General features: G+C 72.6%; 12 protein-coding genes and 3 pseudogenes. 11 read left to right on the top strand and 4 right to left on the bottom strand.

Annotated elements, in window-relative coordinates; genetic code table 11:
* Positions 1 to 171: 171 nt before the first annotated feature.
* From ACIRC0_RS00295 to ACIRC0_RS00275, 5 genes and pseudogenes are all read left to right on the top strand, one after another.
* Entirely contained in the window at positions 172 to 465 is a 294-nt protein-coding gene (locus ACIRC0_RS00295; RefSeq protein ID WP_403609233.1) for a hypothetical protein, read from the top strand.
* A gap of 122 nt (positions 466 to 587) precedes the next feature.
* Entirely contained in the window at positions 588 to 2045 is a 1458-nt protein-coding gene (locus tag ACIRC0_RS00290; protein ID WP_403609231.1) for an aldehyde dehydrogenase family protein, read from the top strand.
* 183 nt (positions 2046 to 2228) lie between these two features.
* Positions 2229 to 3443 (top strand): cytochrome P450, encoded by a 1215-nt coding sequence (locus ACIRC0_RS00285; protein ID WP_403609229.1) that lies wholly within the window; start codon positions 2229 to 2231, stop codon positions 3441 to 3443.
* A gap of 61 nt (positions 3444 to 3504) precedes the next feature.
* Positions 3505 to 4002: pseudogene (locus ACIRC0_RS00280) on the top strand (TetR/AcrR family transcriptional regulator); the annotation flags it as partial.
* Positions 4003 to 4045: 43 nt separating this feature from the next.
* A complete protein-coding gene (locus tag ACIRC0_RS00275) occupies positions 4046 to 4573 on the top strand; it encodes a MarR family winged helix-turn-helix transcriptional regulator (RefSeq protein ID WP_403609226.1) in 528 nt (175 codons plus the stop codon).
* A 9-nt stretch (positions 4574 to 4582) separates the two neighbouring features.
* Here ACIRC0_RS00275 and ACIRC0_RS00270 read toward each other — a convergent pair.
* Positions 4583 to 5018 (bottom strand): annotated as a pseudogene (locus tag ACIRC0_RS00270) (ATP-binding cassette domain-containing protein); the annotation flags it as partial.
* A gap of 184 nt (positions 5019 to 5202) precedes the next feature.
* On the opposite strand from ACIRC0_RS00270, the gene ACIRC0_RS00265 reads away from it, so the two are divergent.
* The 4 genes from ACIRC0_RS00265 (at position 5203) to ACIRC0_RS00250 (ending at position 9064) form a co-directional block, all read left to right on the top strand.
* Complete coding sequence (locus ACIRC0_RS00265; RefSeq protein WP_403609224.1) at positions 5203 to 6291, top strand: S-(hydroxymethyl)mycothiol dehydrogenase; 1089 nt, start codon at positions 5203 to 5205, stop codon at positions 6289 to 6291.
* Positions 6291 to 6920, top strand: coding sequence for an MBL fold metallo-hydrolase (locus tag ACIRC0_RS00260; RefSeq protein WP_403609222.1), 630 nt, complete (start codon positions 6291 to 6293; stop codon positions 6918 to 6920). The genes ACIRC0_RS00265 and ACIRC0_RS00260 overlap by 1 nt, the downstream gene beginning before the upstream one ends.
* 105 nt (positions 6921 to 7025) lie before the next feature.
* Positions 7026 to 7940, top strand: a complete 915-nt coding sequence (locus ACIRC0_RS00255; protein ID WP_403609219.1) for an SDR family oxidoreductase — start codon at positions 7026 to 7028, stop codon at positions 7938 to 7940.
* A 155-nt stretch (positions 7941 to 8095) separates the two neighbouring features.
* Positions 8096 to 9064, top strand: a complete 969-nt coding sequence (locus ACIRC0_RS00250) for an aldo/keto reductase (protein ID WP_403609216.1) — start codon at positions 8096 to 8098, stop codon at positions 9062 to 9064.
* Between the two features lie 62 nt (positions 9065 to 9126).
* Here the strand turns inward: ACIRC0_RS00250 and ACIRC0_RS00245 are convergent.
* A pseudogene (locus tag ACIRC0_RS00245) lies at positions 9127 to 9246 on the bottom strand (sigma factor-like helix-turn-helix DNA-binding protein); the annotation flags it as partial.
* Between the two features lie 367 nt (positions 9247 to 9613).
* On the opposite strand from ACIRC0_RS00245, the gene ACIRC0_RS00240 reads away from it, so the two are divergent.
* Positions 9614 to 10342, top strand: coding sequence for a DUF4232 domain-containing protein (locus tag ACIRC0_RS00240; protein ID WP_403612603.1), 729 nt, complete (start codon positions 9614 to 9616; stop codon positions 10340 to 10342).
* Positions 10343 to 10573: 231 nt separating this feature from the next.
* On the opposite strand, the gene ACIRC0_RS00235 is transcribed toward ACIRC0_RS00240, so the two are convergent.
* Positions 10574 to 12553, bottom strand: coding sequence for a glycosyltransferase family 39 protein (locus ACIRC0_RS00235; protein WP_403609214.1), 1980 nt, complete (start codon positions 12551 to 12553; stop codon positions 10574 to 10576).
* Positions 12554 to 12983: 430 nt separating this feature from the next.
* Positions 12984 to 13655, bottom strand: a complete 672-nt coding sequence (locus tag ACIRC0_RS00230) for a 1,4-alpha-glucan branching protein (protein ID WP_403609211.1) — start codon at positions 13653 to 13655, stop codon at positions 12984 to 12986.
* A 136-nt stretch (positions 13656 to 13791) separates the two neighbouring features.
* On the opposite strand from ACIRC0_RS00230, the gene ACIRC0_RS00225 reads away from it, so the two are divergent.
* Positions 13792 to 15459: an NAD-dependent malic enzyme gene (locus ACIRC0_RS00225; RefSeq protein WP_403609209.1), complete on the top strand. Its 1668-nt coding sequence runs from the start codon at positions 13792 to 13794 to the stop codon at positions 15457 to 15459.
* The last annotated feature ends 243 nt before the right edge of the window (positions 15460 to 15702 follow it).

Here is a 15702-nt window from a genome sequence, read left to right as displayed (position 1 = left end):
CGACCTCCTTGGAAGGCCACGGCCCGGCGAGCGGCGGGCCGCTTGAAGGCCTCTGCTTCGAGCCTCCCCCCGGCGCGCGGCACCGGCAAACGCGCCGGGGCCGGTGAGCCTGTCGGGTGAGCGGCGCCAGCGGCCCGTGACCGCGGGCCGCTGGGTGCCGTTGCTGAAGGCATGATCTCAACACGACGCATCGTCGCCGCGGTCGGTCTCGCCGTGGGCGCAGCCGCTCTCGGCGCGCCGCCGGCCACCGCGGCGACCGCAGGCACCCCGGACGCCGGCAAGGTCAACCCGGTCACCGTGCTCGACTCACTCGCCCGCAGCGGGGTCCCCGCGGAGCACCGGAACGAGATCCCGCGGCTGTCCGGCCAACTGGCGGGCCTGAACCACCTGCACGACGTCAACCAGCTCCACCAGGCCACCGATCTGGCCGCACCCGTCACAGGGCTGCTCCCGGCCGTCCAGTAGCGCGGCGACGGCGCAAGGCCCCCGGTCGTCGACGGCCGGGGGCCTTGACATTCCCCGGGGCCCGCCGGAGCATCGCGGTGATCAGTGAATACGATTTCACCAGGCGAACAAAGGAAGTGGTCGTGCCCGTCTCCCGCGAACTGCTCATCGGCGGCAAGGACGTGCCCGCCGCGTCCGGCCGCACCACGGTCGACGTCAACCCCTACACCGGTGAGGTGTACGCCACGGTGGCGGCGGCCGGACCGGAGGACGTCCGAAGCGCGGTGGACGCGGCGGACGCGGCCTTCCCCGCCTGGGCGGCCCTGGCCCCCTTCGCCCGTCGCGCGATCTTCCTCAAGGCGGCCGACCTGCTGGACGCCCGTGGCGAACAGGTGGCCGAGATCATGGCGCACGAGGCGGGCGGCACCCGGCCCTGGGCCTACTTCAACGTGGCCCTCGCCGCGAACATCCTGCGCGAGGCGGCAGCCGCGATCACCGCCCCACGCGGTGAGGTCCTCAGCGCCCAGGAGGCGGGCGCGCTCGGACTCGCGGTGCGCGAACCGCTGGGCGTGGTGGCCGCGTTCGCCCCGTGGAACGCGCCGGTCATCCTCGGCGTACGGGCTGTGGCGGCGCCGCTCGCCGCGGGCAACACGGTGGTCGTCAAGCCCAGCGAGGACGCGCCGATCGCCTGCGGGCTGCTGGTCGCGGACGTGCTGCGCGAGGCCGGGCTGCCGGACGGCGTGCTGAACGTGGTCACCAACGCCCGCGAGGACGCGGCCGGGATCGCCGAGGCGCTGATCGCCGACGAACGGGTGCGGGCGGTCAACTTCACCGGCTCGACGGGCGTGGGCCGGATCATCGGCGAACTGGCCGCGCGTCACCTCAAGCCCGCCGTCCTGGAGCTGGGCGGCAAGAACGCGGTCATCGTGCTGGACGACGCCGACGTGGACTACGCCGTCGACGCGGTCACCTTCAGCGTGTTCATGAACGCCGGGCAGATCTGCATGTCCGGCGACCGGATCCTCGTCCACGAGTCCCTCGCCGAGGAGTTCACGGAGAAGTTCACCACCAAGGTGGCCTCGCTGCGGGCAGGTGATCCGGCGCATCCGCAGACCGTGGTCGGACCGCTGGTCAGCCCGTCGGCCGCGCAGCGGGTGGCCGGCCTGGTGCGGGACGCGGTGGCCAAGGGGGCCAAGGTCCTCGTCGGAGGGGAGCCTGAGGGCGCGGTGCACCCGGCGACCGTCCTCACCGGTGTGGCGAAGGATGCGGAGCTGTACCACGCCGAGTCGTTCGGCCCGGTGTGCGTGCTGCAGACGTTCACCGACGACGACACCGCGGCCGACCTCGCCAACGACACCGAGAACGGGCTGACCTGCGGCATCATCACCGAGAACGCCACCCACGGGCTGGCCGTCGCACGCCGGGTGCGCACCGGCATCGTGCACATCAACGACCAGTCGGTGGCCGACGAACCGAACGCGCCCTTCGGCGGAGTGAAGGCCTCCGGTTACGGCCGCTTCGGTGGACGCTGGGGCATCGAGGCGTTCTCCAACACCCGCTGGGTCACCATCGCCACCCAGCACGCCCACTACCCCTTCTGACCTCGCTCACCGTCGCTCCTCCCTGCCCCCGCCCGCCCTGCGCGCCGGGGGCAGGCCCATGCCCTCGGGCGAACGGCTGAATCCCGGCCTTGATCTCCGCGGCTTTTAAGGCAGTCGTTTGACTGACCTGGGTGACTGGGATTGCCTGACGGCGCGGGGGCCACCGGATCGGGAGAAGAAGCCGTGACCTTTCCCCAGGAGCCGCTGAGCTACCCCCTGTCGAGCGACAGCCCGCTGGAGCCGCCCGCCGAATGGGCCGCACTGCGGCGTGAGTGCCCCGTCGCCCGTGTGACGCTGCCCAGCGGCGACGAGGCGTCGCTGCTGACCCGCTACGTGGACGTCAAACAGGTCCTGTCCGACGAGCGGTTCACCCGCCGACTGGACGCCGAGGACGCGGCCCGCATCACGGCCACCGAGTCGGGCGGCGTGTTCAGCAACGAGATGGCACTGGCGATCCCGCAGAGCGGCGAGGCGCACCGGCGCTGGCGCCGGATGGTGACCATGTGGTTCACCGCCAAGCGCATGGCCGCGCTGCGGCCGGGCATCGAGGCGATGGCCGACCGGCTCGTCGACGCCATGGTCGAGCGCGGGCAGCCCGCGGACCTCAAGGCGAGCCTCGCCTTCCCGCTGCCGGTGTGGGTGATCTGCGACCTGCTCGGCGTCCCCGACTCGGACCGGGACCGGTTCTCGTACTGGTCCGATGCCCTGCTCAACCTCACCCGCTACACCCAGGAGGAGGTCGACGAGGCGGAGGCCGAGTTCAACGCCTACATGACCGAGCACCTCGCCGCCAAGCGGGCCGCACCCGGGGACGACCTGCTCGGCGAACTGATCGTCGCCACCGGACCCGACGGCTACCGGATGTCCGACCGGGAACTGGTCGCCACCGGCAGGGGCCTGCTGGTCGCCGGGCACGAGACCACCGCCAACATGATCGGGAAGATGGTGGCCATGCTGCTGTCCGACCGCAGCCGCTGGGAGCGGCTGCTGGCGGACCGATCGCTGGTGCGCTCCGCGGTGGAAGAGGCGCTGCGATTCGACGCAAACGCCGGGATCGGCATGCCGCGCTACATCGGGGAGGAGGTCGAGGTCGGCGGCACCGTCCTGCCGCGCGGCACGACCGTGATGTGCAGCATGGCCGCCGCCAACCGGGACGAGACCGCCTTCGAGGACGCCGATGAGATGGCACTCGACCGCAGCCCCAACCCGCATCTGGCCTTCGGCGTCGGCGCGCACTCCTGCCTGGGCCAGGCCCTGGCCCGCACCGAACTGCAGACCGTCCTCGACGTGCTGTTGCGTAGACTTCCCAGTCTGGACCTCGCCGTTCCGGCCGAGGACCTGCGGCGGCTCGAGGGACTGGTCGTCGGAGGGCTGAGCGAAGTCCCCGTACGGTGGTGATCATGGCCGGCAGGGCGGTACGGGCAGAGCAGGTGAGCGCCACCGGACGCTGATCCTGACCGTGGCGGAGCGGCTGTTCGCCGAGCGCGGGGTCCACACCGTGTCCAACCGTCAGGTCAGCGAGGCCGCCGGCCAGGGCAACAACGCCGCGGTCGGCTACCACTTCGGCACCAAGGCCGACCTGGTACGCGAGATCGTACGGCGGCACGCCGACCCCATCGAGGAGATCCGCCTTCGCCTGCTGGACGGGACGCGCGGCTCCACGGACGTACGGGACTGGGTGTCCTGCCTGGTGCGTCCCGTAGCCGAGCACCTCGCCACGCTGGGCAGCCCCACCTGGTTCGCGCGGTTCTGCGCCCAGCTGATGACCGACCCGGCCATGCGCGCCATCGTGATCGAGGAGTCCCCGACCTCCCCGTCGCTGCGCGAGGTGCTCGACGGCCTGGACCGCTGCCTTCCCGACCTCCCCGCGGAGATCCGGGCCGAACGCGGCGACATGACCCGCGAGTTGATCCTGCACATGCCCGCCGAACGGGAACGCGCCCTCGCCGACGGTATGCCCACCTCGCAAGCCACCGCAACGATACGCTGGACTCGCGGGTATGTCCCCTTCGCAGCCCCCCTCCCTCCCCGCCTCACCGGAAGTGGTCGAGATCGAGCGCGCGCTCAACCGCATCACCTATCTGAGCACGCGCGCCCGGCAGCACGAACGGCTGATGGCCCTGGCCGGTGTGCCCCTCGACCGCGCCGCAGTCGCGCTGCTGCGGCAGATCGCCGACTCCGAGCCGCTGCGCCCGGGGGAGCTGGCCAACCGGCTCGGAGTCGAGGCCTCCCATGTGACCCGGCAGGTGCAGCACCTGGAGAAGACCGGCTACGTCAGGCGGGTGCCCGACCCCGACGACCGCCGCGCCCAGCGCATCGAGCTCACGCCCCAGGGCCAGGAGGCCATCGACCGTGTCCGCGCCGCGGGCGTCCGCGGCATGCAGGCGGCCCTCGCCGCCTGGTCGCCCGACGACCTGAGGCAGCTGGCCACGCTGTTCCAGCGCATGGTCGACGACTTCCTGGCCGCCGCCGTAGACGACGAGGCCTTTCAGGAGATCCTGGAGACCGCGCGCCCCTCGTCCTCCTGACCCGGCACGTCAGCCGGCGGTGGCGAGGAACTGGGTCGCGGCCAGTTCGGCGTAGAGCGGGTCCGCCGCGACCAGTTCCCGATGGGTGCCGACCGTGGACCCGGCCCGCGTCCATGACCACGACCCGGTCGGCCATCGTCACCGTGGACAACCGGTGCGCCACCACCAACACCGTCGTGGACCGCGCCACGTCCGCGACCGTGTCCCGCAGCGCCGCCTCGTTCACCGCGTCGAGCTGTGACGTCGCCTCGTCGAGCAGCAGCAGACGCGGACGGCGCAGCAGCGCCCGGGCGATCGCCACCCGCCGGCGTTCGCCGCCGGACAGCTTGGTCCCGCGAGGCCCGACCAGGGTCTGCGGACCACGCGGAGGCCGCTCCACCAGCGCCTCGAGCCGTGTCGTTTTCAGCACCCGCTCCAGGTCGGCGTCGTCGGCGTCCGGGTTGCCGAACGGGGGCCGTGTCCCGCGGAGGTCACCCGTTCCCCGGGTCCGCCGCCCGGTCGATCCGACTTCCGCCGCGCGGAATACGTGCGGAGGACGTGCTCTCCGCGCAAGGATCATGTGTGTGGGCCGCAGTGGCCCGCACCGGGCGCGGACGGCGCCCGCACCACCGACGGAAGGCAGCAGCACCATGGCGCAGGAAGTACGCGGCGTGATCGCCCCTGGCAAGGACGAGCCGGTGCGGGTCGAGACGATCGTCGTACCGGACCCGGGCCCTGGTGAGGCGGTGGTGAAGGTCCAGGCGTGCGGGGTGTGCCACACGGACCTGCACTACAAGCAGGGCGGCATCAGCGACGACTTCCCGTTCCTGCTCGGCCACGAGGCCGCCGGGATCGTCGAGTCGGTCGGCGACGGCGTCACCGAGGTCGCCCCCGGCGACTTCGTCGTCCTGAACTGGCGGGCGGTGTGCGGGAAGTGCCGCGCGTGTCTGCGCGGCCGCCCCTGGTACTGCTTCGACACCCACAACGCCCAGCAGAAGATGACCCTCGCTTCGACCGGTCAGGAGCTCTCCCCGGCCCTCGGCATCGGCGCCTTCGCGGACAAGACGCTGGTCGCGGCCGGACAGTGCACCAAGGTCGACCCGTCCGTCTCCCCGGCCGTGGCGGGCCTCCTCGGCTGCGGGGTGATGGCCGGCATCGGCGCCGCCATCAACACCGGAGGCGTCGGCCGCGGGGACTCGGTCGCGGTCATCGGCTGCGGCGGTGTCGGTGACGCGGCGATCGCCGGATCGTACCTGGCGGGCGCCGCGAAGATCATCGCCGTGGACATCGACGACCGCAAGCTCACCACCGCCAGGGAACTGGGCGCGACCCACACCGTCAACTCCAGGGAGACCGACCCCGTCGAGGCGGTCCGCGAGCTGACCGGCGGCTTCGGCGCCGACGTCGTCATCGAGGCGGTCGGCCGCCCGGAGACGTACCAGCAGGCCTTCTACGCCCGCGACCTGGCCGGCACCGTCGTCCTCGTCGGCGTCCCCACCCCCGAGATGAAGCTCGAACTGCCGCTGCTCGACGTCTTCGGACGCGGCGGCGCCCTGAAGTCCTCCTGGTACGGCGACTGCCTGCCCAGCCGGGACTTCCCGATGCTGATCGACCTGCACCTGCAGGGACGGCTGCCGCTGGAGAAGTTCGTGACCGAGACCATCGCCCTCGACGAGATCGAGAAGGCCTTCGAGCGGATGCACCACGGCGACGTGCTGCGCTCGGTGGTGATGCTGTGATGACCGCCCGCATCGACCGCCTCGTCACCTCGGGCACCTTCTCCCTGGACGGCGGCACCTGGGACGTCGACAACAACGTGTGGATCGTCGGCGACGACCACGAGGCGGTCGTCATCGACGCCGCCCACGACGCCGACGCGATCGCCGAGGCCGTCGGCGACCGGCGGCTGCGCGCCATCGTGTGCACCCACGCCCACAACGACCACATCGACGCCGCCCCCGCCCTCGCCGAACGGACCGGCGCGCAGATCTGGCTGCACCCCGACGACCTGCCGCTGTGGAAGCTCACCCACCCCCACCGCCTCCCCGACCACTGGCTGGCCGACGGCCAGGTCATCGAGACGGCCGGCACCGACCTGACCGTCCTGCACACCCCCGGCCACGCGCCCGGCGCGGTCTGCCTCTACGACGCGGGCCTCGGCACCGTCTTCACCGGCGACACCCTCTTCCAGGGCGGCCCCGGGGCGACCGGACGCTCCTACTCCCACTTCCCGACGATCATCGACTCGATCCGTGACCGGCTGCTGACCCTCCCGCCCGACACCGTGGTCCGCACGGGACACGGCGAGACGACGACCATCGGCGACGAGGCGCCCCACCTCGAGGAGTGGATCGCCCGCGGCCACTGAGCCGGCGACATACCGGCAACACCCGCACGCGAAAAAGTGACAGAAGATGTCCGGCTTCCGCGAGACCGTCGACGCGCAACGGTCCAACGAACGCGGAGGTCGGACATGCCGGGACCACTTCAGGGCAAGGTCGCACTCGTCGCCGGTGCGACGCGGGGCGCGGGACGGGGCATCGCCGTGGAACTCGGCGCGGCCGGGGCCACGGTCTACGCCACCGGGCGCAGCACGCGCCGGCGGCGCTCCGAGTACGACCGGCCCGAGACCATCGAGGACACCGCCGACCTGGTGACCGCGGCCGGCGGGCACGGCATCGCCGTACCCACCGACCACCTCGTCCCCGCCCAGGTGCGCGCCCTGGTGGACCGCATCGACCGCGAACAGGGGCGCCTCGACATCCTCGTGAACGACATCTGGGGGGCCGAGAAGCTGTTCGAGTGGGACACCCCCGTATGGGAACACGACCTCGACAAGGGACTGCACCTGCTGCGGCTCGCCCTCGACACCCACGCCATCACCAGCCACCATGCGCTGCCCCTGCTGCTGCGCACCCCCGGCGGCCTGGTCGTGGAGATGACCGACGGAACCGCCGAGTACAACCGCGACACCTACCGCGTCTCCTTCTTCTACGACATCGCCAAGGCGGCCGTGCTGCGCATGGCGTTCGCCCTCGGCCACGAACTCGGGCCACGCGGCGCCACCGCGGTCGCCCTGACCCCCGGCTGGTTGCGCTCGGAGCTCATGCTCGAGCTGTACGGGGTGACGGAGGACAACTGGCGCGACGCCCTCGCGCGCGAACCCCACTTCTGCATCTCCGAGAGCCCGTACTACGTCGGCCGCGCCGTCGCCGCGCTGGCCGCCGACCCGGACGTCTCCCGCTGGAACGGCGCGTCGCTCTCCAGCGGGCGGCTCGCCCAGGTCTACGGCTTCACCGACCGGGACGGCAGCCGCCCCGACGCCTGGCGCTACCTCGTCGAGGTGCAGGAGGCGGGCAGGCCCGCGGACGCGACGGGGTACCGCTGACCCCGGCAGCCACCCTGCGGCGGGGCTGAACGGCGCCCAGGATGGGCAGGGAACACGTCGTCCTGGGCGACGGCGCCCCCCGGAGGCGACGACGGTCGGCTCCGATCGGTCCGCGGCGCCCGGCCCCGCCCCACTCCGACGAAAGCAGGAGTCGCATGCAGTACGTGAAGCTCGGTTCGACAGGTCTCGAGGTGTCCCGGATCTGCCTGGGCTGTATGAGCTTCGGCCTGCCCGACCGCGGCACCCATACCTGGACCCTCGACGAGGAGGCCTCCCGGCCGTTGATCCGCCGGGCACTCGACGCCGGCATCACCTTCTTCGACACCGCGAACGTCTACTCGGACGGCACCAGCGAGGAGATCGTCGGCCGGGCGCTCGCCGAGTACGCCCGGCGTGACGAGATCGTCCTGGCGACCAAGGTGCACGGCCGGATGCGGCCCGGACCCAACGGCGGCGGCCTGTCCCGCAAGGCGATCATGACGGAGATCGACCACAGCCTGCGCCGTCTCGGCACCGACTACGTCGACCTCTACCAGATCCACCGCTTCGACCCCACGACCCCCGTGGAGGAGACGATGGAGGCCCTGCACGACGTGGTCAAGGCGGGCAAGGCCCGCTACATCGGTGCCAGTTCGATGTACGCCTGGCAGTTCTCCAAGGCGCAGTACACGGCCCGGCTGAACGGCTGGACACGCTTCGTCTCCATGCAGAACCACTACAACCTCCTCTACCGCGAGGAGGAGCGCGAGATGCTGCCGCTGTGCGCCGACCAGGGCGTCGGCACCCTGCCCTGGAGCCCGCTGGCCCGCGGGCGCCTCGCCCGTGACTGGGACGAGACCAGCGAGCGCAGCCGCACCGACGAGTTCGGCAAGAAGCTCTACCAGGAGGGCGACCGGGAGATCGTCGAGGCGGTGGCCTCGGTCGCCTCCGAACGGGGCATCCCGCGCGCCCAGGTCGCCCTCGCCTGGCTGCTGCACCAGGACACCGTCGCCGCACCCATCGTCGGCGTCACCAAGCCCCAGCACATCGACGACGCCGTCGCTGCGGTCGACGTCGAGCTCACCGACAAGGAGATCCAGGCACTCCAGGAGCCGTACACGCCGCACGCGATCAGCGGCCACTGACGCCTGGCCGGTGGAAGGGGCGGTACGCGGCGCGCGTGCCGCCCCCTGCTCTTGGGCGGGCTCTACGCGGAGCCGGCCAGCCACGGCCTCACCTGCCGGCGCGCCTCGTGCAGACGGGACTTCAGCGTGCCCAGCGGGACACCGACGCGTTCGGCGACCTCCGCGTACTCCAGCCGGCAGGTGCGACGGAGGCCGCCCTCGCCCCGGCCGCCCTCGCCCCGGCCGACGGCGCCGCCGCCGGACCCCAGGTCTACGTCCAGCTGCGCCAGGACGGCGGCGGCGACGGGACCGACCGGATCCGGGACTCGGTGCGTGTCACGGGCTGACCACCGACGCGGTGCAACTGGCGGCTGCCCCGCCCGCCGCGGGATGCGTCGCCCGGACCACTGACGTACGCGCCCTCCCGTACCCCCGAACGCCTCGCGCCACAGCCGGGCGTCGCGAACTTTTCCGCCCGAGCGGGCATCGGACAGAGAGACGGAGCACCTCGGCACCGTCGAGAACGCTCGCGCCCGGCGCGTGCGACACGAGTTGCAAGGAGCGATGGACATGGTGACCTTCCGGCGCGGCACAGCGGGCCCCCACCTCGACGGCACGGACCCCTTCCTGACGGCGCGACGCGTGGTGTCCGCGCTGGGCGCGGTCGCCGCCCTGACCCTGCTCACCGCCTGCGGAAACGACCACGGCACCGCCAGTGCTCCGCAGAAGCTGCCCGGCACGGCCCAGCCCGCCTCCGGCGACCAGCCGACCGGCGACGGCACCGCGAGCAGCGCGGGCGGCACCTCCGCCGACCCCGCGGCATCGGGCGGCACCCGCACCACGTCCTCCGCGGCGGCCACCGGGGGCGGCACCACGAGCGGCACCCGTTGCCACACGTCCGAACTGCGCGCGTCCGTCGGGGCGAACAACCCGGGAGCAGGGCAGGAGAACTTCCCCCTGGTCCTGACCAACCGCTCCGGACGCACCTGCACCATCGACGGCTACCCGGGCGCCGCCTTCGTGGACGCCTCCGGCAAGCAACTGGGCCGGGACCCCAAGCGCAGCTCGGGCAGCCCCACGAAGGTCGCGCTGGCGCCGGGCAGGAGCGCCTGGGCCGGACTGACCTTCTCCAACCCGGAGATCAGCGGCGCCCGCACGGCCACCCCCGCGGCGCTCCTGATCACCCCACCCGACGAGAAGGCCTCCCTGAAGGTGACGTGGTCGGGCGGCGCGGTGCCCGTGTCGGGCAACTCCTCCTCGGTCTTCCTGACGCCCTTCCAGCCCGGCACCGGCGCCTGACCGCCCTGCCGCCCCCCACCCCGCTGTCCGCTCCGCGGCGGGCGCGGCGGCGCGTCCCGCGGCGGGCGGGGCGACGACACCGGCACCCAGCCGAAGCATGGCTGGAGGCCCAGGACCCGGCCGTCCTCAGGAAGCTGCGCACCCTCGCCCCGGACAGTCGCCGCTCGGCGGCTGGGCGGAGTTCCTCGGCACGCCCGCGTCAGCCGTGGCGACCGCGAACTGAGCGGTCCCTCACCGGCGTTGTCCGCACCGGTAGAGCCGGAGCCGGAGGGAGCCCGTGCCGCCGTACGCCGTCGGCGGCACCGACGTGCAGTGCGTGGTGACCCAGCGCGTGATCGCGGTCGTGGTGGGCGACGCGGCGGTGCCGGTGTGCTGCGCCGTCGCTTCGTACCGGTCGCTTCCTCCGTGCTCATCGGCCTTCCGCTGCCGCCCTGCCGCGTATGTGCCCCGGAGGGCGACGTAGTGCAGGTCGCCGGACTCGACGAGCCGGCCGAGTCCGGCGGGGGAGGGGTAGGGGACCTGTCCGGTGAAGCCGCCCATGGGCAGCACGGACGCGTTGGCTGCGATGATGTAGGGCGCGGCGTCCGCCCAGTCCGGCATGGCCGCGAGGTACTTCGCCCCGCCGCGGTGCGCCGTCAGGTAGGCCAGGAGCCGTGCGCGCGGTGGCGTGAGCCGGTTCGGTCCGCCGCCCCCCGAGAGGCTGGCGGGCCCGACCCTGCCCATGCCGCCGGGCTGGTTGTAGCGCGGGGACAGCGCCGAGGCCGACCATGCGGCCGGTATCAGCAGCACCGCGGCGAGTCCGGCAGCCAGGCCAGCCACGGCTGTCCGTGTCCGGTGGGCCACCAGAGCGCGGCCTGCGCCGGTGAGCACCAGGGACAGGACGCACAGGCCGACGGCGGAGGGAGCCAGCCATCCGAAGAAGTGGCGGTAGTGCAGCGTCAGGGCCGCGGCCCACAGGACGTTCGCGGCGGTCACCGCCGGAAGGACCCGGGCACGGCGGCCGCCGGCCCGGTACGCCCCCCAGGCCCGCACCACCCCCGCACCGCTCAGCGCCGCGAGGGCCACGGCGACGACGCCCATGTAGTACGTGTGGCCGGTGACGCTGCCGAAGCTGAACGCGGCGAAGAAGGTGGCCAGCCACACCCCCCACAGCAGATACCCGGCGAGCGCCGGATCGGTGCGGGGGACACGGCGGCGCCGCGCGGCGGCGAGACCCCACACAAGGCCGCACCCGGCCAGCGGGTACAGCCAGCCCGTCTGGGTGGCGAGACCCGGGCTGAACATCTTCAGGACGCTGTTGCCCATGCCCGGACCCCTGTGGTGGGCACGCCCTGCGGTGTGAACGGTGCCACCGGCCTCGCCCGTTGAACTGCCGTCGCCCGAGCCGCTGTCGGTGGCCGCGTGGGTGGGGCCCGTCTCGCCGGCGACGACGCTGCCCGTGTCCGCCGCGTCCACACCCAGCGAGGTGAACCGGGTCAGGAAGTTGTAGCCCACGACCATGCCCACGGCCGAGTTGTTCGTGGTGCCGTCTATGTAGGGACGCGACTGAGCGGGGACGGCGGTCGCCACGGCCACCCAGGAGGCCGACACCGCCACGGCGACCGCGCCGGTCACCGCGACATGGCCGATCCTGCGCCGCAGGGTGGTGGGGGCGGCCACCAGATAGGTGACGGCCAGGGCCGGCAGCACCGCCCAGGCCTCCAGCATCTTGCACTGGAACGCCACCCCGACCCAGACGCCGGCCGCCAGCAGGGGGCGCAGCCGGGCCCGCGCGACGGCCCGCCAAGTGGCCTCGGCGGCCAGGAGCAGCACCAGGACGAACGGCGCGTCCTCCACGATCGACCGGCCCAGCCCCACGGCCACCGGGGTGAGCGTCAGGAACGCCGCGGCCAGCAGCCCCGCCGGGACCCCGGCCCAGCGACGCACCAGCAGATGCAGGAGGAGGACGCAGGCCACGCCCTCGATCGCCTGGGGCAGCACCAGTGCCCAGGGGTGGAAGCCGAAGACCATGGCCGACAGCGCCTGCGGCCACAGGAAGCCGGGCTCCTTGTCGAGGGTGATGGAGTTGCCCGGGTCGAACGAACCGAAGAAGAACGCCACCGGGTTGTCGGTCATGCTGCGCACGGCGGCGGCGTAGAACGTGTGGTAGACGCTGTGGTCGATGCCCCATGTGCAGAGAACCGCCGCGAGCGCCGCTATGGCCGCCAGCACCGGGGGTTCGTAGCGCGGCCGTGGCGGCCGTGGGTTCCGGGGAGGCGGCCCTCCGCCGTGCGGGCCGGCCGCGGCTGTCGCGGTCGCCGTACCCCTCGCCGGTGCCGCGTCGCGCGCTGCGGTCTGCTCCGAATGAGCGCTGAGCATAGGTGGCCTTCCCGGACTGCCGCTGTCTTCTCACCGTCGCGTCGGCCCGTTGCGCGGCACGTGCGACCGGATGATCCGACTATGAAGAAGTAGGCATTCCGTGGCCGTGTTGCATGAGACGTACAGGACGTTGGTAAGAGCCCGCTCCTTTCGGACCGGTGCCCGGCGCGGAGATGGCGTGCCGGTGACCGGAGCATGGCGGAAGGGGTAACGGGCCCTCCGGCCCGTCCGACGGCTGCGGACGGGCCGGACGTCGTGGGCCGGACGAAGTCGGCCGTACGGGTCAGGACCCGGTGCGGTGAAGGGCGGCGAACACCCCGCGGTGCTCACCGCCGTCCGGCGAGCGCCAGCCCGTGGTGACGTGGCCCGTGGCGTCGGCCGGTGCGGTTGCCCCGGGTTCCAGGACGCGCCTCACGCGGAGGTTCAGCGACGAGGGGGCCGCGGTGCCGGTCGCGTGCACAGTGACGAGGGTGTCGTGGGATCCGTCGGTCACGGTCGTCCTGACGCCCCCGGTCGCCACCGGCGTACCCGTGAACCGGACGGTGACGGACGGGTCGGGGGTGTCGGACCGGCTCTGCGCCTGGGGTTCGGCGCGGCCCTGGAGCAGCGCCAGCAACTGGGCGACGAGCACCGGGTCGTGCGTGCCGTCGTAGATCCATCGCCGTCCCAGCACACCGTGCTCGGAGGTGCCGACGAGCGCCTGTTCGGCTCCTTCGAGGGGCGCGCCGCGGTAACTCAGCGGTACGTGGTACGAGACCGGCGCCGGTCCGGACTCGTCGGTGGCCACCAGGAACTCGATCCCGACCTCGCCCTCCGGGTCGTCCAGCCGGAACCCGCCGGTCCTGGACAGCTCCGGCGCGCGGCCCGTGCCGACGTACCAGGGCCGGGTGGGGAGCCAGGTGGCGAGGAGTTCCAGCTTGGTGGGGGTCATCGTGGTGTTGTGGATGATCGCCATACCCGCGAACCTATCCGACCCCCTCAGCCGATGCTGCGGTGAAGGAGTGAAGGAACAAGTCCTGTCGGCCGGGTGGACGGTACGGAAGCGGGGCATCGGGAAGAGAATGTTCGATCCCTTCAGGTTGGACCGCACGATGACACACCTCACCGGACAGACGACCGCCCGTGGCACCGCCCTGCTCGCCGACCCGTTGCTCAATAAGGGCACTGCCTTCACCCGCGAGGAACGTGCAGAATTCGGCCTGGACGGACTGCTGCCGCCCGCCGTGGAGACACTCGACGAGCAGGTCGCCCGCGCCCACCAGGCGTTCCTCGGCTACGACAAGCCGCTCAACCGGCACATCTACCTGCGGCAACTGCAGGACACCAACGAGGTGGTGTTCTACCGCCTGATCACGGAACACCTCGAGGAACTGCTGCCGATCGTCTACACCCCGACCGTCGGGGAGGCGTGCCGCCGCTTCAGCGAGATCTACCGCAGGCCCCGCGGCCTGTTCCTGTCCTGGGAGGACCGCGACCGGTTCCGGGAGATCCTGCGCAACCGACCGCACAAGGGCGCCGTCGACGTCATCGTCGTCACCGACGGCCAGCGCATTCTCGGCCTCGGCGACCAGGGCGTCGGGGGCATGGGCATCCCGATCGGCAAGCTGAGCCTCTACACCGCGATCGGCGGCATCCACCCGGCGCGCACCCTGCCGATCCTGCTCGACGTCGGCACCGACAACGAGCAGCTGCTGTCCGATCCGCGCTATCTGGGCCGGCGGGAGCACCGGCTCACCGGGGCGCAGTACGACGAGATGATCGAGGCGTTCGTCTCGGCGGTGGAGGCGGAGCTGCCCGGCACGCTGTTGCAGTGGGAGGACTTCGCCACCGTCCACGCCCGGCCGATCCTCACCCGCTACCGCGACCGGCTGCTCACCTTCAACGACGACATCCAGGGCACCGCGGCGGTGGTGCTCGGCGCCCTGTCCACGGCCTGCCAGGTGGCCGGCACTCCGCTGACCGAGCAGCGGCTGGTCGTCCTGGGAGCGGGCTCCGCCGCCGTCGGTGTCGCCGACATGATCCGCGCCGCCCTCGTGGAGGAGGGACTCTCCGAGAAGGACGCGGCGGGCCGCTTCTGGTTCGTCGACGTCGACGGACTACTGGTGGACTCGCGCGACGATCTCACCGCCGAGCAGCGGGTGTACGCGCGCGCGGACGACGAGGCGGCCGGCTGGGGTGACACCGGGCTCGCCGAGGTGGTGCGCCGGACCGAACCCACGGCGCTGATCGGGCTGTCGACGGCGCACGGCGCGTTCACCGAGGAGATCGTGCGGCAGATGGCGTCCACCTGCGAACGGCCGGTGATCTTCCCGCTGTCCAATCCGACCTCGCACGCCGAGGCCGATCCCGCGGACCTCGCCCGCTGGACGGACGGCAGGGCGCTGATCGCCGCCGGGTCGCCGTTCCCGCCGCTGGAGGTGGACGGTCACCGGATTCCCGTGGCGCAGGCCAACAACGTGTACATCTTCCCCGCCATGGGGCTCGCGGTGGCGGCCGGCGGGGCCACCCGGGTCACCGACCGGATGCTGGTCGCCGCCGCACGCGCCGTCGCCCGCCGGGCCGCCGAGGCGGCCGCCGGAGTTCCGGGTCCCGCCCCGCTGCTGCCGCCGCTCGGCGGCATGCGGGAGGCCGCCCGGGAGATCGCGGTGGCCGCCGCGCTCGCCGCCGTCGAGGACGGGGTGGCCCCCAAGGCGACCGAGGCGGAGGTGCGCCAGGCGGTCGAGAAGACCCAGTGGACACCGGACTACCCGGCCCGCTGATGCGGAGCAGATCACGGACCAGAGCCCTGCCGGGCCGTCCCGTGGCCGGATTGAGCAGGTGTTCGGATGGATCCCCGTAAGAGGCGGGGAGGAGCGGCAGGGTGCCACCCCGGCAGCAGTGGCCCTACAGACGGTAGGGCTACTGCGGCGGGGCTGGGCCCCGGGGCACCCCCGTCCGCGGGACGCTTTCGCGGACACCGCCGAACCGCGGGGAAGCGGGCGCGGAAGAACGTCCGGCGTTTC

The organism is Streptomyces sp. NPDC093984 (assembly GCF_044764595.1).
GTDB lineage: Bacteria > Actinomycetota > Actinomycetes > Streptomycetales > Streptomycetaceae > Streptomyces > Streptomyces cynarae.
The sequence above is the reverse complement of the archived record's forward strand: the minus strand, read 5'-3'. Positions and strand labels throughout refer to the sequence as shown.

Bases quoted from the DNA above. Each gene is read 5' to 3' on its own strand.
- ACIRC0_RS00295 (WP_403609233.1), top strand. From the start codon at position 172: ATGATCTCAACACGACGCATCGTCGCCGCGGTCGGTCTCGCCGTGGGC.
- ACIRC0_RS00275 (WP_403609226.1), top strand. From the start codon at position 4,046: ATGTCCCCTTCGCAGCCCCCCTCCCTCCCCGCCTCACCGGAAGTGGTC.
- ACIRC0_RS00265 (WP_403609224.1), top strand. From the start codon at position 5,203: ATGGCGCAGGAAGTACGCGGCGTGATCGCCCCTGGCAAGGACGAGCCG.
- ACIRC0_RS00260 (WP_403609222.1), top strand. From the start codon at position 6,291: ATGACCGCCCGCATCGACCGCCTCGTCACCTCGGGCACCTTCTCCCTG.
- ACIRC0_RS00255 (WP_403609219.1), top strand. From the start codon at position 7,026: ATGCCGGGACCACTTCAGGGCAAGGTCGCACTCGTCGCCGGTGCGACG.
- ACIRC0_RS00250 (WP_403609216.1), top strand. From the start codon at position 8,096: ATGCAGTACGTGAAGCTCGGTTCGACAGGTCTCGAGGTGTCCCGGATC.
- ACIRC0_RS00240 (WP_403612603.1), top strand. From the start codon at position 9,614: ATGGTGACCTTCCGGCGCGGCACAGCGGGCCCCCACCTCGACGGCACG.
- ACIRC0_RS00230 (WP_403609211.1), bottom strand. From the start codon at position 13,655: ATGGCGATCATCCACAACACCACGATGACCCCCACCAAGCTGGAACTC.
- ACIRC0_RS00225 (WP_403609209.1), top strand. From the start codon at position 13,792: ATGACACACCTCACCGGACAGACGACCGCCCGTGGCACCGCCCTGCTC.